Source organism: candidate division TA06 bacterium (assembly GCA_016208585.1).
In the GTDB taxonomy this organism is placed as follows: domain Bacteria; phylum Edwardsbacteria; class AC1; order AC1; family EtOH8; genus UBA5202.
On record JACQXR010000163.1, the window covers coordinates 1 to 18318 of the forward strand.

The 18318-nt window shown below is 51.1% G+C and carries 13 protein-coding genes and 3 tRNA genes; 2 read left to right on the plus strand and 14 right to left on the minus strand.

Features of this window, described 5'->3' with window-relative positions; genetic code table 11:
• Positions 1–320: 320 nt before the first annotated feature.
• The 3 genes from HY768_11615 to HY768_11625 form a co-directional block, all read right to left on the minus strand.
• A complete protein-coding gene (locus HY768_11615) occupies positions 321–689 on the minus strand; it encodes a hypothetical protein (GenBank protein MBI4727843.1) in 369 nt (122 codons plus the stop codon).
• 39 nt (positions 690–728) lie between these two features.
• On the minus strand, positions 729–4943 hold the full coding sequence (locus HY768_11620; protein MBI4727844.1) for a T9SS type A sorting domain-containing protein: 4215 nt from the start codon (positions 4941–4943) through the stop codon (positions 729–731).
• 187 nt (positions 4944–5130) lie between these two features.
• Complete coding sequence (locus HY768_11625) at positions 5131–7368, minus strand: copper-translocating P-type ATPase (GenBank protein MBI4727845.1); 2238 nt, start codon at positions 7366–7368, stop codon at positions 5131–5133.
• A gap of 201 nt (positions 7369–7569) precedes the next feature.
• Here HY768_11625 and HY768_11630 point away from each other — a divergent pair, with 201 nt between their 5' ends.
• Both HY768_11630 and HY768_11635 read left to right on the plus strand, forming a co-directional pair.
• The gene (locus tag HY768_11630) at positions 7570–9528 is read left to right on the plus strand and encodes a tetratricopeptide repeat protein (GenBank protein ID MBI4727846.1); all 1959 of its coding nucleotides are present in this window, start codon (positions 7570–7572) and stop codon (positions 9526–9528) included.
• Between the two features lie 276 nt (positions 9529–9804).
• Positions 9805–10866: a DUF4388 domain-containing protein gene (locus HY768_11635; protein MBI4727847.1), complete on the plus strand. Its 1062-nt coding sequence runs from the start codon at positions 9805–9807 to the stop codon at positions 10864–10866.
• Between the two features lie 141 nt (positions 10867–11007).
• Here HY768_11635 and HY768_11640 read toward each other — a convergent pair whose 3' ends face one another.
• From HY768_11640 to HY768_11690, 11 genes are all read right to left on the minus strand, one after another.
• Positions 11008–12669, minus strand: a complete 1662-nt coding sequence (locus tag HY768_11640; GenBank protein ID MBI4727848.1) for a nucleoside kinase — start codon at positions 12667–12669, stop codon at positions 11008–11010.
• Between the two features lie 154 nt (positions 12670–12823).
• Positions 12824–12900, minus strand: a tRNA-His gene (locus HY768_11645).
• Between the two features lie 7 nt (positions 12901–12907).
• Entirely contained in the window at positions 12908–13195 is a 288-nt protein-coding gene (locus tag HY768_11650; GenBank protein MBI4727849.1) for a four helix bundle protein, read from the minus strand.
• Positions 13196–13386: 191 nt separating this feature from the next.
• A tRNA-Arg gene (locus HY768_11655) sits at positions 13387–13463 on the minus strand.
• A gap of 113 nt (positions 13464–13576) precedes the next feature.
• Positions 13577–13652: transfer RNA gene (locus HY768_11660), tRNA-Pro, on the minus strand.
• A gap of 84 nt (positions 13653–13736) precedes the next feature.
• Entirely contained in the window at positions 13737–14357 is a 621-nt protein-coding gene (locus HY768_11665; protein MBI4727850.1) for an XTP/dITP diphosphatase, read from the minus strand.
• Positions 14358–14730: 373 nt separating this feature from the next.
• The gene (locus HY768_11670; GenBank protein MBI4727851.1) at positions 14731–15435 is read right to left on the minus strand and encodes a CPBP family intramembrane metalloprotease; all 705 of its coding nucleotides are present in this window, start codon (positions 15433–15435) and stop codon (positions 14731–14733) included.
• Positions 15436–15437: 2 nt separating this feature from the next.
• On the minus strand, positions 15438–16433 hold the full coding sequence (dusB, locus tag HY768_11675; GenBank protein MBI4727852.1) for a tRNA dihydrouridine synthase DusB: 996 nt from the start codon (positions 16431–16433) through the stop codon (positions 15438–15440).
• 267 nt (positions 16434–16700) lie between these two features.
• Entirely contained in the window at positions 16701–17066 is a 366-nt protein-coding gene (locus HY768_11680; protein ID MBI4727853.1) for a CapA family protein, read from the minus strand.
• Positions 17067–17140: 74 nt separating this feature from the next.
• Positions 17141–17425, minus strand: a complete 285-nt coding sequence (locus HY768_11685; protein MBI4727854.1) for a hypothetical protein — start codon at positions 17423–17425, stop codon at positions 17141–17143.
• Positions 17426–17497: 72 nt separating this feature from the next.
• Positions 17498–17875 carry a hypothetical protein gene (locus HY768_11690; GenBank protein MBI4727855.1) on the minus strand — a complete coding sequence of 126 codons (378 nt, stop codon included), beginning with the start codon at positions 17873–17875 and terminating at the stop codon, positions 17498–17500.
• Positions 17876–18318: the final 443 nt, after the last annotated feature.

Consider the following 18318-nt stretch of genomic DNA (forward strand, 5'->3'; position numbering starts at 1 on the left):
CACAACAGAAACTGTGTGCTCTTTTTGATTTAGAAAAATATCAACTATCAGTTGTATAATACATTTTGTTTTTTAAAACACCTTGAATAACAAGCAGTTGTGAATTGTTTTTACAAATAACTAGGAAACTTGCGCTAGGTTATAACACTTCTGGCCTTGGTTAGATGCCTTCTGACCTGGGTTACAGCCCTTCTAACCTTGGTTAGAACCCTTCTGACCTGGGTTATAACCTTGCTAACCTTGGTTAGAACCTTCCTAACCTGGGTTACAAGCCTTGTAACCCAGGTTATAGCCCTTGTAACCCGCTATTTCAGTGTTATTTACTGGGTTTTGGCCTTTTTTACGCCCCTTGAGGCCACTTTAGACATGGATTCCCGCATTTTCTTTAGTTTTTGGGAAAGATTGTTGTCCTTGCCCAAGGTCCCTACTATGGCATCCACTTGGGCCGATGCCAAGGCATAGGCTTCGGTGGTCATTTTGACCGAAGCGGCGGTTTTGGCCTTGACCTCGGCCATGGCCTTTAGCTGGGCTTCTTCGGCTTTCTCCGCGCTAATGTTCTTCTCCTTGAGCAGTTTCAATTTGGGTGTAACATCGAGGCCCTGTTTTTTAAGGCTCTCTTTGTTGTCGGCCAACACCTCTTCCATCTGTCGGTTAAAGGAGCGTTTTTGGGCTTCGGTTAAGGCAGCCATCGGCATCTTCCTTTCGTCTTGTGTTGTTTTTGAAAGTTTTTATTTAAGCACCACCAATTTCTTGGTGTTGTCAAATCCGTTGGCTTGGATACGGTAGAAATAAACGCCTGCGGCGGCTTGCCGACCGGTCTCGTCCTTCCCGTTCCACCTTGCATTGTAAAAGCCAGGCTGCTTACTTTCGTTCACCAATGTTTTTACCACCTGGCCGGAAATGTTGTAAACCTTAAGGCTGACATTGCCCGGCTTGGTTACCGCATACTGAATGGTAGTCGGCTGGCTGCCGAAGGGATTGGGCGCATTTTGGCACAATTGATTGGTCAACGGCAATGTTACGGGCGTGGTAAAAGCTGTTTGTGTTCCGCCATCAGTCTTTTCAGTAGAAGTTGGCTTGCTGAACTCATACAATTTGACATCGGTAGCCATAGCATATTTGCCGTTGATGTTTTTAACCGTCAAAACAATGCTCCCATCTTTGGCATACCATTGCGGCGGCACCAAAACTTCAACAGTAGTGGGCTGGCCGGCTTTGACCTTGCTGGTGGCTACTGTTTGTTTGTCTACTTTTAGCTGTTCATGCCAGATGGGTTTGTTTGACTGGCCTTTGGCATTGTTTTCAACGTTTTCAAAGTAGTAGGTTACGGATACTTTGTAATCTTTAGTGCTGTTTAAATTGTCAAACTTGTAAGCCACTTCTTCTGCGCCGTAATCAATGCTCTGGTAAGAAGCCGGGCCAAAGACTTTGAAACCATCCCGGCGGATATTGAAGGGCGAAGCAAGCTCTTGTCCTCCGTCAATATAAATTTTTGATACGGGCTGGACGATATTTCTCTGGAACTTAACATCATAAGGCGAAGCATTGCCTTGCGTCCAGATAGCCAGTATTTTTGTAGTGTCAATGGTCTGGCTGAATGTTATTTGCGGATAATTGCAGATGCTATCGTTATCGGTTATCGTCCGCTTGGCGCTGTCAGGCCAGCCTGCGCCATCAATGAATCGTTTGCTGTAAATACGGTAATATCCGTTCTCATTATCAGACCAATAGACATACCCTGACATAGCGGTGGTGGGGTTAAGCGAATTGGAGATGTTATTGCTGACATTCTCGGAATTTGTCCAGGTGTTGGCGGAAATGGTCAATATCTTGTTGTATATATCAAAACTACCGCCATTATCTTCTTCCCATGTTACGCTTAATTTATCGCCGTAAACATCTATCATGGGATGCTGGGAAATAGCCGGGCTTTGTGAAATATTTATTGGCGTTCCCCATATGCCATTCGTCCTGTCGGCAAAATAGATATCGTTGCCTGAAGCGTAAGCAATATATACATTATCGCTGTCGTCAACTGCCACCATCGGTGTTTTACCCGGCAAATCCAGATTCTCATTGATTGCCGACATGAAATCGGTTATTGGAAATGTGACTAAACTAATCTTGCCTTCACAAGTTTCTTCATTCGACACAACAGAATAATAGGTATAAGCCACATATGCGGTATCATGCCTGCTGATGGCCATGGTGGGGCGGGAATAAACAATGGCGGGTAACCAAATAGGCGGAATCCACGGCGAGGACTGGCGGGTATATTCAAAAGTGGAAGACCACTTTTTCCATATAACAGAAGGGCGGCCCAAAGTATCCAAAGCCAGGCAGGAACGATTATCGGCCTCGTAGCTCAATACCGTATCCGTTGACCAGTCCAAGCCGAAGTCGGTGGAATACGAATAATAAAGCCCGTTGTCGGAACCGTAAATAAGATGAGCTTTGCCGGAAGCCGGGCTATACAGCAATTTGTGGGTATTGTTGAAAGCGGTGGCGTTGCTCAGCCTGGTTTTAAAAGGCGGATGGGGAACGTAGACCTTGACAGAATCCGAGAAAAACCCTTCAACCTTAGAAGTATCAACGCCTGCTACCATGTAAAAATAATTTTTATTGTCAAGCCGGTTCGGATCGTCAAAGGTAAAAGCTGTGATAAGCGTATCGTTTATTTTGCTATAGAATTTCTCCCCTTCCGCCCGGCGATAAATATTATAACCAACCGATATGGTATCGTCTTTTGCGCCGCCGGAATATTTAGACCCGCCTTTTTCCCAAGTTACGACAACTGTCCAATAATCAAACGGGCTGACGCCTGCGGTAACATTTATCGGCCGGGCAGGCTTGAATATTTTATGATGCCTGAGTATGCTCTCAAAGCCGCTAAAACGATCATAAAAGTTTCCCCAGCCCTGGATGAATTCCCAAATGTTATAGCAGTTGCGGCCGCCGGGCGTATATTTTGTTGTGACATCCCAGATGGGGCCAAAACCCATGGTCAAGGTATCGGCATAAGCTGAATCGTTGGGATATGGATTTTCATCCTGAGAATCGTATAGGTCCCACAAAGAGCCTGCAACGGCTGCTTCGCAATACGGGCCAGCTTGCAATGGATTATTAATGCTGTCATAGTGAGACCAGGGGTTTTCTATATTCCACCAGCCTACCGTAGTGTCTGCCTTACCAATCATTTCCTTAGTATCAATATAAAATAGGCTATCCGAAACAACATGGTTAAAAAAGTTAGCCCAGCCTTCGCTGTATGACATATTAGGTTTTTCCGGATGGCTTTCAAACCATTTATGAGATCCGGTTGCATTAGGCGGAAATTCCGCGCATTTTGCCATAGCGTGATGAGCAAATTCGTGCAACAGAACCATATCATCCCATTCGTCGGTAGTTTTATCCTCACCGGTGGTATCTGCATTTACCCAGGTTGTGTCCACATAGCCACTAGGATACATATCCGTACATGTGCCACCGAAGCCATGATCAGTCAAAGAATAACCTGGCTGCCATTTCGCAGCAATTCTATACAATGTGGCATCATCTGTATGATCATTGGTGACTAGCGTGTCATACGCGTTTAAAAACACATCAAATATATTCACAGCCCCACTACGTGGTTGATTGGCTGTCGGATAAAGTCCGCCATCAAAGGCCTGCTCGCCTGCATAGGAAGGGCTTCTGGAAAAGGTATATGAACTAGTGCTTACGGTATCCCACTTCCACCAGCGAAAACGCCAAGTCAAACTATCCGGGCCATCGGAGTAGTTAAATTTAATGGTATCGGTTACTACTTTGATTCGTTCAAATTTTGTTCCGGCATAATCTGGCCCCTTGCAATATACAAAAGGGCAAAAACGCGCCGGATAAACTACATTATCCACGTTAACAGTAAAATTACCATTTTCATCGGTCATGGTTGGGCCGAAACGTGTAAGGCCCTGGCCCGACCAGTATCCCCAGACCCATATTTTAGCCCGGCGTACAGGCATATCTATTGTCGTCGCCAACAGACCATTTGCAGTATCGGAACAATGCTTTTTATACAAGAATTGACCGGTCAGTGTAACTGTAGCCTTTGGCGTAGATATTTTTTCAAGCCCAGAAAAACTATCATCAACGCCATAACTGTTATTGTAACCATTAGGACGAAAAAATTTGATTTTCCTGGCTTTCAGTATTTCCTCAACATTCTTCCAGTAATCGCCACCTTTCGATTTTGTCTTTTCACGAGCATCCCAAAGGATATCTATAGCTTTCTGCCCCTCAACCCCGCTTCTGATAAATAGTTCAATACGGTTATGTAAAAGCTCAATTGCCTCAATGTCCGATACCTCCCCTTTTGTCTTTTTCAAATTCTCAATTGCATCTCTTGTGGCTTTAGCTTTCTCACCATTAATCATACCCGGTTGGATATTCTGCTCATTTAATGGCAATGGTTCCTCGGGGTCATAGCGATATTCTATTTTCTTAAAATTCCTTTCATTGTTTCTTGCCACATATTGTGGTAGAGACATTAATGTGCCTTCATCATCTACAACGTCATAATATACACCGCTTCCGCCAGGGGTTGCCGATTTGCCCCAAATACTTCTTTGTACACTAGCGGGCACACTTTCAAATGTTACAGTTATAGATGGGTTAATAATTTGGCCTTTGGCTAATTTTTTATAATATATGTATTTTTCACCACTTAATATTTTTACGCCACCTTTTAGTGTAAAATGAATTTTTACATTTTCTACATCTCTTAACATTTTTATTTCACCTGAAAGTGTATAGCTCCCCCCTAATTTAGCCCCGCCGTCAATTTTCAAACCGCTACCCTCAAAAACAGGCGGGGGGCCGCCCGCTTTAATCATTTTTTGGGCATTAGCAACACCGCAACAAAATAGTATTGCCAAACAGAGGGTTAACATGGTCTTTTTCATTTTCGTTTCTCCTTATGTTTTTGGGTTAAGTTCTTGTTGGTTCCCGGTAAAAGCGTAGCATAAACGGCGGAAGAAGTCAATACCAAAATAAAGAAATGTTTGTGTTGCAAACAAAATGAAAAATGCCCACCCGGCAAGCTTTAAACTGCAGGTCGGGCTGCGAGAACGCCGGACAATTTTAAGGCCTTCACTCCCAGCGCTTCAGCCTTAAGCTGTTGCCCACCACGCTGACCGAGGAAAAGGCCATGGCCAGGGCGGCGAACATCGGGTTAAGCAGGATCCCCAAAAAAGGATAGAGCAGCCCGGCGGCCACCGGGATCCCGATGACGTTGTAGAAAAACGCCCAGAACAGGTTCTGCTTGATTATTTTGAGGGTGGACCGGGACAGCCTGATAGCCTTGAGGATCAGGTTCAGGTCGTCGCCCAGAAGTATTATGTCGGCAGACTCTATGGCCACGTCGGTCCCCCGCCCCATGGCCATCCCGATGTCGGCCTGGGCCAGGGCCGGGGCGTCGTTGATGCCGTCGCCCACCATGGCCACCACCGAGTTTCCCGACTGCAGTTTCTTGACTTCCTCCACCTTGTCTTTGGGCAGGACTTCTGAGATCACCTGGTCCATTCCCAATTGCCCGGCGATGGCCGCCGCCACCTCCTTATGATCGCCGGTGATCATGGCTGTTTTCAGCCCCATAGAATGCAAACCGGAAATGGCTCGGGGGGCATTCCCCCTCAACGTGTCGGCCACCGCAATGATGCCGGCCGGCCTTGCGTCTGCGGCCAGGTAGATGACGGTCTTGCCTTCCTGCTGCAGCCGGTTTGCTAGTTTTTCCAACGATGAAAAGTCTATTTCCCTCTGCTCCATCAGGGGCCGGTTGCCTATCTCCACTAATTTGTCGTTTACTTTGCAGCTTAGGCCCGATCCGGGAAGAACCTTAAAATCTGACATTTTCGGCAGCGGGATATTTTTCAGTTTAACATATTCTGCCACCGCCCGGCCGATGGGATGTTCCGAGGAATTTTCGGCCGAGGCGGCTAGTGCCAGCAGCTGTTCCTCGTCCAGTTCCGGCGACACCGCCACGTTGGTGACTGTGATCTGGCCAGTGGTCAAAGTCCCGGTCTTGTCGAAGACCACTGTGTCAATGCTCCCGGCCTTTTCCAAAATTTCTCCCCGCCGGATCAGGATGCCCAGCTCGGCCCCCCGCCCGGTCCCCACCATGATGGCGGTAGGGGTGGCCAGCCCCAATGCGCAGGGGCAGGCGATCACCAGGACCGCCACCGCGTTGATCATGGCCAGGTTGAAGGACGGCCCGAGGATCAGCCACAAGGTGAAGGTCAAAGCGGCCACGGCCATGACGATGGGGACGAAGACGGAGGCGATCTTGTCGGCCAGTCTTTGAATGGGAGCCTTGCTGCCCTGGGCCTCCTCCACTAATTTGATGATCTGGGCCAGCACGGTCTCCCGCCCCACTTTTAAGGCCATAAAGCGGAAAGCCCCTGTCTTATTGATGGTGCCTCCGGTCACCCGGTCGCCGGCCGCCTTGTCGGCCGGAATGCTTTCGCCGGTAATCAGGGATTCATCCAGTGATGAGAACCCATCCAGTATCACGCCGTCGGCGGCCACCCGCTCGCCCGGCCGGACCGATATGATGTCCCCGGATCTCACCTGCTCGATGGGGAGCTCGGTCTCCTGCCCGTCCCTGACCACCCGGGCGGTCCTGGCCTGCAGGCCGATCAATCGTTTGATGGCCTGCGAGGTTTTGCCCCGGGCGCCGGCCTCCAGCATCCGCCCCAATAGTATCAGGGTGATGATCACAACTGCGGAATCGTAATAATAAACAACCTGCAGTCCGGCCTGGGCAAAGAACCCCGGGAACACGGTGGCCAGCAGGCTGTAGCCGAAGGCGGCCGAGGTTCCCACGGCCACCAGGGTGTCCATGTCCGCATTGCGCCGTTTAATGGAAGCCCAGAAACCCTTGTAAAACAGCCATCCGGAGAAGAACTGGACCGGAACGGCCAGAGCCAGCATCAGCCAGGGATTATGCAGCCAGCCCGGCACGAAGGGCAGGAACATATGCATCCCGCCCAGGAACACCGGGACGGAAAAGATCAAAGCGAACAGGAACCTCTTTTTAAGCGACGAATAATACCTGTCCCGCTGCCCTTCCAGCGATGCGGCGGGGGACGGCAAAGGGCCTTCAGTCCCGGCCTGCGTTCCGGGCACCTCGTATCCCGCAGCTCTCACTACTTGCAGGATCTCCGGGACTGTGATCAGGTCCGGGTCGTATTCTATCGCGGCTTTTTCCGTGGCCAGGTTCACGGCGGCGGACCGCACTCCTTTCATCCGCTTTAAATACTGTTCCACATTGTTGACGCAGGAAGCACAGTGCATCCCGCTGACGGGGATTTCGATCTTTTTCATATTCATCCTTTACTGACCAGGTGCAACGAAAGTTTTCCTGTCTGGGCCGGTCACAATGCCCATTGATGGTGCCCATTAAATCAGTATAACACCAAAAAACCGTTTTAACAAGGGTTGATCAAAATTATGGATTTTTTGCTTGACTTATGGGGCCGTTTAACCTATCATTTTATGCATGCTTACAAAAACAATAATCAAGCGTCATTTATGTTGAAGAAACGAATACTGCTGCTCCTGATCGTCCTGACCCTGGCTGCGGTCCCCTGCCATTCCCAGAATGAAGAGGAGGAGGCTCCGGAAGCTGCCCCGGCTCCGGTGGAAGCCCCCGCCCAGGCTTCGGCCGACAGCCAGGCCTTTTACCGGCTGCTGGACTGGCCCCTGTTATGGCAGAAAAGCCAGGCCAGTCTGACCGGCGACTCGGCGGAACAGGCTTTGGACCTGGCCGATTCGGCCATGGCCAAGGCCGCCTCTTTGGATATCCGCCTGCCCCTGCAGGCCGGATATCTCAAGGCCCTTTCGCGCCAGGCCTTAAGGGATCGGGACCGGACCCTGGCTTACCGCTATTCCCTGCTGGCCCTTAAAGCCGACCCCACTTATCCCGGACTGATCTCCAGTAATTTCAAAATTCAGCAGAGCCGGGCCGGTTTCAGCCAGGCCTTGAAAGACTCCTGGCACAATTTCAACTACGCCCAAAAATATTTCCGGCACCAGCTGGACTTCACCGCCAAAGCCCTGACCCTGATCTCTATTTTCCTGCTGGCCTCCGGCCTGATATTCCTGCTGCTACTGGCGGTAAAGCACCTGCCTTACCTGCACCATGTCTTGGCAGACCTGCTGCCTGAAGCCATGCCCATTTATAGCCGCCGCCTGATCGCCGCCGCTTTGCTGGTTTCCTTAAGCTTGATCCTGGGATTCATCAGCCTGGCGCTGCCGGTGGCCCTGATGGCGATCATGGCTACAGTTTACGCCGCCCGCAAGGAGAAGGCCCTGCTGCTGCTGGCGATTGTTCTTTTGGCCGGCTCCGGGATCGGCTTAGGCCTCGGCCGCCAGCTGTTCGTCAATCTGAACGACGATTACCTGCAGGACCTGTCTCAAGCCAACCAATCGGACCGGGATGCCGGACTAAAAGCAAGACTGGCGGAATACCAGCAGCAGCGCCCCGACGACCTGACCCCGCTGTTCTGCCTGGCCCTAATGGAAAAACGGGCCGGGAATTTCAACCAGGCCCGCCAGTATCTAGATACTTTGCTGGCGGCTTCGGGCCAGAATTCCAAAGCCCTGAACAATCTGGGTAATTTATTATTCTACCAGGGAAAGATCGACAGCGCCGCTTACCTTTACCGCCAGGCCTTCCAGGCCGACCCGACTGCGGCCCTGCCCCATTACAACCTGGCCCAGGCTTATTTCAAGCAGGTTGATTTCAAGGCCGCCGACCAGGAGCGGGAATACGCCATGTCACTGGCCAGGCCCGAAATCACAGCCCGGGAGGGATCCAAGGATGCCGGACTGGTGCTGGATGAGCTGATCCCGGTCTCCTATTTCTGGGGCCAGGTCTGGCTGGGGTTGGATCCTTTGGCCGGCTTCAGCCCGGCCGAGTCTTTAAGCCTGACCGGCCTGAACCTATGGCTGCCGGCCTGGCTGGGCCTGGCCCTGCTGTTATTGGGGTTGATCACGGTGATGGTGTTTTTTAAGGACCCGGCGCCTGCCTACTGTTCGGTCTGCAACAAGGACATCTGCCCCCAATGCCAGGCAATATCTCCCCAGCAGGATTTGTTTTGCCACGAATGCAATCAGGTGATCTCGGCCGCCACTTCGCCGGAACTGCAGGAAAAACTGATCGCCAATTTAAAACTTAAAAAAAACCGGCGCAAAATATGGACCGGGGCCGTCTCCAACCTGCTGGCGCCGGGATCGGTGCTGCTACTGGAGAATATGGCGGCCTTAGGCCTGTTGCTGGCCCTGCTCTGGGGAGCGATATTCGCCATCTTGTGCAACCTGAAACTCTTGCTTTTCCCCCAGGACCTTCAGTATTTCATTTTCAGGACCGGGCCGGGCTGGCTGATTTTAAGTCTGCTGGTCTTAAGCTGGCTCTTGACCTGGGTGGTTTTCCTGAAACACGCCAATTTGCTGGCCGCGCCGTCTCAACCGGCAAGGAAAATCGCTTGACAGGTCAACTTAAAAAATACGCCTTTTCATCCGCAGATTTTCGCAGATTACTAATCAGAGCGGATAATAGTAGACTTTTTTTCCACCGAAACACGCTAAATACGCTAATTATATTGGATTTAAAAGAAACCGGAATGTCTACTAATATACGCTCCCATTAGTATAACGAATAATTTTTGTACCCACCAATTTAAACTTGTATGAAAATATCTGTGTAAATCTGCGAAATCTGCGGATAGAACCACCTGACAGATCAGATAATTAAGGAAAGATCCCATGGAAGGTAACGTCAAAGAATTCGGGCTGGCCGACGTCATCCAGTTCATCTCCACCAGCCAGAAGACCGGGGTGCTGCTGCTGGACCATCATACCGACACCGCCTCGATCGCTTTTGCCCGGGGCGACATCACGGCCGCGGTCTACGGCCGGCAGGGCAAGCAGGACCAACTGCAGGATTACCTGTTCCGGTCCAAAAAACTCGATCCCGAAACCATCCAGAAACTGGCCCAGATCCAGAAGGACACCAACCTGGGCATCGACGAGGTGATGATCAAGGAACAGATCATGACCGAGGAGGAGCTGTTCGGGGTGATCGCTTTCAAGATCCAGGAGGTGATTGACGACATCTTCACCTGGAGCGACGCCCATTACAAGTTCGACGCCCAAGCCGACCTGTATTCCAAGAGCCGGACCAAGGTGACTATCCCGCCGGCCACCCTTTTGATAGAAACTATGCGCCGCAAGGACGAGTGGCCCCGGATAAAGATGGCCATCCCCTCGGAGGACATCGTTCTATTAATCAAACCCGACGGCATCCTGCCCTACGACGCCCTGCCCGAGGCCAAGCAGATGATGGAATTCATCGACGGCAACCGGACCATCTCGGAGATGATCCAGCTTTCGGGGTTCGGACGCTTCCGGACTTTCAACGCCCTGTTCAATTTGTTTGAACTGGGGATGATCGAGCGCAAGGTCACCGAAAGCGCCGCCCTGCCGCCCAAGCCCAAGGCCCCGTCCCCGGTCTTGAAATTCATCGGGCCGGCCGCCACGGTGATGGCTACCGCCGGGATAGTGCTGATTTTGTTGACCGCTTCGCTTTTTTGGGGATACAAGGTCAGCCTGCTGCTGGATTCCAAGACCAACCTGGTGGAAGAGTTGCTTTTGAAATCGGCCCAAAGCAAGTACCGCCAGGAAGTGGAGATATACAAGATGATCAACGGACGTTACCCGGCCGAGCTTAAGCAGGTAGTAAAGGACCGGAGGTATGTTGACCTGCTGGTTTACGAGGTTTCCGGGGACGGGCAGAGCTTTGATTTGAAGATAGTTGAACGGAAATGAGAATAATGAACACATGAGAATGAGAAAAGCCCGGTCATAAAACCGGGCTTTTTAGTTAGCATCATTGCCCCACGGAGCATTTAGTTACCATTAGGCCTTTGTTTTTCTCTGTTTCCGTGTCACTGTGGCAAATACCCGTCATCAGTACTCAAACGTACTTCCCCCGATGAACTCCCTCAATATCGACGTGTGCGGTACCTCGTCGGCGAACACCGGCACGAACATCTGCAGGAAGCGCTGCAGCCGGTAAGCCTCGTAAAAGGCGGTGTCGTCGGTGGGCACTTCCATCAAAAAGCGCTCGGCGTACATTCGCAGCACTGCTGGTTCGTAGATCAGGGTGGAGTTGAAGATGATGTCGGCCTCCTCCTGGAAGGGGAAGATGTTGCGCTCCTCGCCTCGCTGCACCGAGGACCAGATCTTTAATGTCTGGGCGGCCTTGTAGCCCCGGAACAGCCGGTCCCTTACGATGCGCCGGATCAGTCGGACATCCGAGGTATTGATGCGGTTGTGGTTGTCCAGACAGAGCTGGGTTAAAGCGCTGATGTAGACCTTGAGCTTGCTTTCGGCCGGCACCGAGCGAGTAAGCTTTGAGTTCAGGCCATGGATGCCCTCAACCAAAAGGATGTCGTCGGGGCCCAGTTTGTAGCTTATGGTCTTGTCCGACCGCTGGCCGGTGTGGAAATCGTAGACCGGGGTGGCCGCCTCCTCACCCGCCAAAAGCCCGGTCATCTGCCGGTTGAACAGCTCCAGATCCACCGCGATTAGGGACTCGAAATCCGGCTTGCCGTCCTCGCCTAGCGGGGTCTGTTCCCGCCCCAAAAAATAGTTGTCGGTGGACAGGGCGATGGGGTGCAGCCCGTTGACCTTGAGCTGGATCATCAGCCGCTTGCTGAAGGTGGTCTTGCCCGAAGACGAGGGCCCGGCAATCAGCGCTAATTTGACCCGCTGGCGCTGGGCGGTGATCCGGTCGGCCACCTCCACGATCTTCTTCTCGTGAAAGCCCTCGGCGATCCGGATCAGTTCGCTCATCTGACCCGACAGGCACAGTTCGTTGAGCTCGCCCACGTTGTTCACACCCAGGATCCGGTTCCAGTCCTTGGTCTCCTTGTAGGTCTGGAAAAGCTTGGTCTGGGGGGAAAGCTCCGGGATCCGCTCCGGGTTGCGCTGCTGGGGGAATCGCAGCACGAATCCCGGGGGGTACATGGTCAGCTCAAAGCGGTCGATCAGGCCTGACGCCGGCGCCACCGGCCCGTGGTAGATGTCCTTGAAGACCCCGCAGCCCACTAAGCGCACCTCGGCCAGGCGGATGGTGGTCAACAGTTTGGCCTTGTCCTGGTAGCCCTCGGACTCGAAGTACTCCTTGGCTTCTTCGATGGAGACCGTCTCCTTTTGGAAGGGTCGGTTCTCGGAAACGATCAGCCGCATCCGGGATTCAACCTTGTCAAGGATATCTTCGTCCAAAAGCTGTTCCCCGCCGAAATCAAAATAATAGCCGTTGGCCAGCGACTGCCCCACCACCACCCGGGCCTGGGGATAAAGCCCCTTGACGGCCTCATACAATATCAGGCAGGCGGCCCGGCGGTAGAGCGCTATGCCCTCGCGGTCCGAATAGAACACCGGAGCCAGGCGGCAGTTGGAATGGACTGTGGCATCCAGGCTGACTAACTGCTGGTTCATCTTGGCGGCCAGGATCTTGGCCGGTGATTTATCAAGGTACTTTTTAAAGATGGCCTGCACCTGCTCCCCCGCCTTGGCGGGCACGCGCTGGCCGTCTAATTGGATTTCAATCGGTTTATGCTTCATATCGGTTTCTGATTATAGTTTCTGCGTTAAGGGTTTTTGAAATTTTTAGCCGACCCGTAGTCTGACAGGCCGGCTAAGTAATTTATCTCTTTATAAGATAATCCAAACCCCTTCAAGAGTAAAGAGGATTTTAGATTCTGGATTAATTGTATAATGGGGTGGATGAGGGGATTCGAACCCCCGGCCTTCGGATCCACAATCCGACGTTCTAACCAGCTGAACTACATCCACCGTGATACTAAGGGATTTGTGATTTGATGGTTGGGTTTTGGGCTTTGTATTGCTGCATTTTAGATTTTAGGCTCTTTCTTAGCCCGCATATCATTTTACTGATGTCGGTGCATGTGCCGATCCTCGTTTCGGAAACAAAATGATCCAGATAATTTAAGTCTCGTATCTTATATAACCAGTTCTCTGTTTCTGCCGTACTTCTTCGGGCAATATCCAGATAGTGAACGTATTCTTTGGTGGAAGCTGCGTTGAACCCCTCGGATATATTGGCGCTGACGGACCCGCTGCTGCGCAATATCTGATATTATTTTTGCCGATCTGGTTGAAGGAAATTTCTTAACATCAACCGTGATGTCTAAAAATAACCTGTGAGCTTTTTGCCATACTTCAAGTTCGATAAAACTTTTCACGCTACTCCTATAATTCACAAAATTCAAACCACAACACTCGCACAAATCCCAATAATCTATTCCCAACACCCAAACGTGGTACGCCTGACAGGATTCGGACCTGTGACCCTCCGCTTAGAAGGCAGATGCTCTATCCAACTGAGCTACAGGCGCATTTTAGGGATGCGATTATAGTGATCTGATAATTGTTGAAATCCTGTTTTACCAGTTCCATAATCTGTCATCCGATCCCTGATATCTGTTGCCTGATCCCTGTCATCTGTGGCTGGTCGGGGTGCCCAGACTCGAACTGGGGGCCTCTTGCTCCCAAAGCAAGCGCGCTACCAACTGCGCCACACCCCGCTTAAAAACAGCAGGACGTAATTATATAACACTTTTAATGAGTATGTCAAGCAATACCGGGGAATCAATCGGGGTCCTTAAATTTCAGGCCATCGGACAACTCTGACGATTTTGTGCCGAAAGACTGGCGATCAGGGGGGCAATTTTCTTCAGGGCCAGGGTGCGGTGGCTGATCCCATTCTTTTCCTCCGGCGAAAGCTGGGCCATGGTCTTGCCGAGTTCGGGCAACAGGAACACCGGATCGTAGCCGAAGCCGTCTTGACCTTGAGGCTGTTTGATGATGACACCCTCTATTTTCCCCTCGGCAAAATAGGCCCGGTTATGGTTGGAGACCAAAGCTAGGGCGCAGACGAAGCGGGCGGTCCTTCTTTCCCGGGGCAGGTCTTTCAGCTCGGCCAGCAGTTTTTGGATGTTCTTTAAGGGATCGACTACCTCCCCGGCATAGCGGGCTGAATGCACGCCCGGACGGCCCTCTAATGCGTCCACCTCCAGGCCGGAATCATCGGCCAGCGCCCAGCAGCCGGAGTGATGGGCCACAGTCTGGGCCTTCAGCAGGGCATTGTCGGCAAAGGTACGGCCGGCCTCCTCCGCCTCCGGGCACTCTGGAAAATCATTCAGACTTAGAAACTCCACCCCGTCCACTTTCAGGATCTGGGTGATCTCTTTAAGTTTGTGAGCGTTCCTGGTGGCGATAACTATCTGCATAATTTAAAGTTGATTAAGTTCCAAGCACGAAACACTAAGAGTTTATCCTCAAATAAGCTTTGGGTCAGCATAAACGAGCGAAAAGGCATGTGGTGAGCCTGTCGAACCATGTCAGACAAGGAACGCGAGTGAAGCGTATCCACAGCGATACGGTGAATGAGCGTGACGCAGTATGGCGGTTTTGCAGCCGTTTACGCCCAAATTGTTATTTGAGGATAAGCTCTAAATCCTAAATCACCGCCTTGGCGGGATCCCGATATTGCGGGACAAATGCCAAAAATCAAAGTTTCCACTTTTTGGGCTGGTTTGAAATTTAAATATTCGTGCTCGCTTAGAGTTTCGCTATTCGGGTTTAGAATTTTCCAGAATTGGGTTATCTTAAATATTTCCACACCAGATAGATGATGGCCCCCCAGCCCCCCAGCCCGTGGCAGATGGCCGCAGCCCAGATGTTCCTGGTCTGCTGGGTCAGCCAGGCCAATACCAGCCCGCTCAGGAACACCGCCGCCGCCAGGGGCAGGCCCGGCCAGCCCGGCATTAGGAATCCCACCGTTACCAGATGATAAATGGTGAACAGCAGGGCCGAGACGATCACCGTCCTGGCCTTGGAGAACCGCAGCCTTAACAGCCCCTGCAAGCCGGCCCGCCAGTACAACTCCTCGCCCAGGGGTACGATTATCCCCACAAACAGGAAGAACTGCCAGAAACTATAGCGCAGGGCTTGGCTTTGGGCCAGGCGCTGGGAATAGACCTGCAGCATGTTCCCGGAAATGGCCCTGGTGAAGAATATGTTCCCCAGAACGACGACCAGGGCCGCCGCTGCCAGGGCAGTTAAAATACCCCAGCCCAGGATTTTTGTAATATTCCGGGACGATATTGCCACCATTGATCTTAACCGGAAGACCCTGATCATCCAGTAGGCCCCGCCGTAGAATATCAAACAACACAGGACAATGGCCAGCCAGGCGTCGTTTAATATCCACAGTCCCAGCCAATTGGCCAGGGCCGGGGTCAGGGTCAGGGCCGCCAGCAGAAAATCGAAGGCCGGAGAGGAATATTTATTTTGCAGTTTGGTCATTTTTAACGCGCTACTGATGGGATGGAACTTCGGAGCTTTTCCAGCAGGCCCATCACTTCATCCCTGGTCTCGGCCCGCATCAGCTCCTGACGCAGGGCAGCCGCTCCGGGCATGCCCTTGATGTACCAGCCCAGATGCCTGCGCATTTCCCTGATCCCCTTGGGCTGTCCCTTGTCGGCTACCGCCATCTCCAGGTGTTGGGTTATGACAGAAAGCTTCTCCTGCCAGCTAACCCCGAATTCAGAATTTTGCATTTTGCATTTTGCATTCAATGCTTCATTGATCTCACCGAATATCCAGGGATTGCCAAGAGCTCCCCGACCCACCATCACCAGGTCGCAGCCCGTTCCATCAACCATTCTTTTGGCGTCGGCCCCGCAGCGGATATCGCCGTTGCCGATCACCGGGATCTTCACCGCCTGTTTTACCCGGCCGATCACCGCCCAGTCGGCCGAACCGGCGAACATCTGGCTTTTGGCGCGGCCGTGGACCGCGATGGCCGCGATGCCGCTGTCCTCCAGAATCTTCGCGATCTCCACCGCATTCTCGGCCCCTACCTCCCAGCCGCTTCGGATCTTGGCTAGCACCGGCCGGGGCGAGGCCTTGACCGCGGCCCCGGCGATCTGCCTGACCAGGTCAGGCTCTTTAAGCAGGGCCGAGCCGCCGCCGTTCTTCACTATCTTGGGGGCCGGACAGCCGAAATTGAGATCGTAGCAATCCGGAGCCAGGGATTCCAGCAAAGCCACCGAGTCGGCAAAGGCCTGAGGCCTTTTGCCGAAGAGCTGCAGGGCCGCCGGGCGCTCCTCTTCCCGGAACCCGGCCATCTTGATCGTCTTGCCGTGATTGCGGGACAGGGCCTCGGCTGACAGCATTTCGGAATAGACCAGGGCCGCCCCGTACCGGCGGCACAAAACGCGAAAGGCCGAATCGGTGATGCCCGCCATGGGCGCCAGCACCGCCCGGCCCTTTAATTGGCTGATGTCAAACGCAAGTCCCAAGTTATATCCTGAATGATATTTGTGAATGAAACCATGAAAGACAGGAATGATTGTATGATTCATCCGAAAATGCCAAATACGAAGAATTAAAAAATGATCTGCGAAATCCGAGTCCCATTGGTTTACCCGGCCCCTGGCGAAGAATCACTCACCCCTGCGGTGGTAACTACGCCCGGTTATAAATAATCCATTCGTCATAACAATGGGCGATTCCATTGAACCGCCCTTAAAACAATATAATCACGAATGCCTGATTTGTCAAGACGATCATTCGCTTCTTTTGGCGGCGGGCCGGAGTTGCAGGGTTTGGTCTTCCAACAAGACAACGGTTCCCAGTTTCCGGCATAGATGCTGTAACCGGGTATGAATGGTCTTGGACTTGGCCTTCCCGGCCGGGACCGGCCGGTTTTTGACTATCTCCAGGGGAACCAGCGAGACCGCCGTAAGAGAATCTCCCTTGAGTTCCGCGAACAACAGGGTGCTTTCCCTGCATATCTCATTTATCTGGTCAAAAATGAAATTCCCCAGGCTGTAGGCTATGATCCCCCTTTTATAGAATTCCACCCCCTGCAAAACGTGGGGATGATGCCCGTGCACGATCTTGGCCCCGCAGTCTATGGCCAGCCTCCCCAGTTTTTTCTGGGTATAGTTACTAACAAGTTAAATTCCATCTATTCGTTATGGGCAGCATATTTGTCAACGATAGTTTAAATTTCCTGAACGGCTAAAGCCATTTCGGGGTCGGGAGTGCCGAGGGCGTTAAGCACTGCGTTGATGCTTGTTTTTTTATCCGGCGTGGTAGCGCTGGCCATTATGTCGCCAATTGTTTGTGCGGGTGAAATGGAATGGTGGGGCAGGATGCGGGCAATATTACGGGCGACGGTTCTGATATCAGAAAGGTAGGTTTCTTCATCAAAGGGAAAGCTTTTTAAGGGATAGACGTATATAAATGAAATTTCAACAGTAATGCGCGAATCAGGTTTTCCCTTCATTACGACTTTAAGTTCATTTTTTCGGATGTAATGTCCAGCACTTTTTCGATAACATTTATCTGTTGACTAAACTCATTTTTCTTTTACAATTTCAACGTTATTCAGACAGATACTGGCCGCAGAAGTTCTGTATTGCCCCCAAGAATCACCATTGACAATCTTAATGATAGCTTTAGGGTTATTAAAGAAATAAACGGCGTCAATAAAAACGTTTGGCGCGCCTGATGTGCGGATGTAAATTTTAGGGCGAAAAATGCAAATAGTGTCTTGAGAAGACGAAGGGTCCGGGAACCAACCCTGATTTTTACGAATATTGTCGTTTGTCGCCGTTTCGGCAGTTGAACCTGAGTATGCTTGGGGTTGAAGTTCCAAAGGCTTTTTACTGCAAGAAGCAATAAAAACCAGAAAAACCAGGCAACCCAAAATCACTTTTTTACTGATCGTAAACATGATATTTTACCCTCTTGTTAATGATTTACATTTTTGGCATTTGCGTAAGTCTACACCTATATGCAGTTGAAAGTCAATGGCTTGTTTTTTTTTATTTACGGAGTTTGTATTTTAACATTCTGTATTTTCGCATATAGAGCCGGATGTATAATTTTAAATGATCCTTGTGTCGTTTACGCCACAATTTAAAATATTTTATATGTTTTTGACGCCATACTTTAAAATATTGCGAATTATTTTTTCGCCACCTCTTTGAATAATCGGCGTGTTTTAAATACCATTCTTGTATTTGTTCAACCTGCTTAGGAAGCGTTAATAAATAACCTTTACAAGTAGTTTATTTTGTGCTATAATGTTGGACATGAAAAACAATGTCCGACTCGAAGAACAATTTGCGCGTATCTGGCCCCACTTGAACGAACGGGCTCGTCGTTTGATGGCAG

What these genes read in the sequence shown, in the direction of transcription:
- HY768_11615 (MBI4727843.1), bottom strand. Translation starts at nt 689, where the DNA reads ATGGCTGCCTTAACCGAAGCCCAAAAACGCTCCTTTAACCGACAGATG.
- HY768_11620 (MBI4727844.1), bottom strand. Translation starts at nt 4,943, where the DNA reads ATGAAAAAGACCATGTTAACCCTCTGTTTGGCAATACTATTTTGTTGC.
- HY768_11625 (MBI4727845.1), bottom strand. Translation starts at nt 7,368, where the DNA reads ATGAATATGAAAAAGATCGAAATCCCCGTCAGCGGGATGCACTGTGCT.
- HY768_11630 (MBI4727846.1), top strand. Translation starts at nt 7,570, where the DNA reads ATGTTGAAGAAACGAATACTGCTGCTCCTGATCGTCCTGACCCTGGCT.
- HY768_11635 (MBI4727847.1), top strand. Translation starts at nt 9,805, where the DNA reads ATGGAAGGTAACGTCAAAGAATTCGGGCTGGCCGACGTCATCCAGTTC.
- HY768_11640 (MBI4727848.1), bottom strand. Translation starts at nt 12,669, where the DNA reads ATGAAGCATAAACCGATTGAAATCCAATTAGACGGCCAGCGCGTGCCC.
- HY768_11665 (MBI4727850.1), bottom strand. Translation starts at nt 14,357, where the DNA reads ATGCAGATAGTTATCGCCACCAGGAACGCTCACAAACTTAAAGAGATC.
- HY768_11670 (MBI4727851.1), bottom strand. Translation starts at nt 15,435, where the DNA reads ATGACCAAACTGCAAAATAAATATTCCTCTCCGGCCTTCGATTTTCTG.
- HY768_11685 (MBI4727854.1), bottom strand. Translation starts at nt 17,425, where the DNA reads ATGAAGGGAAAACCTGATTCGCGCATTACTGTTGAAATTTCATTTATA.
- HY768_11690 (MBI4727855.1), bottom strand. Translation starts at nt 17,875, where the DNA reads ATGTTTACGATCAGTAAAAAAGTGATTTTGGGTTGCCTGGTTTTTCTG.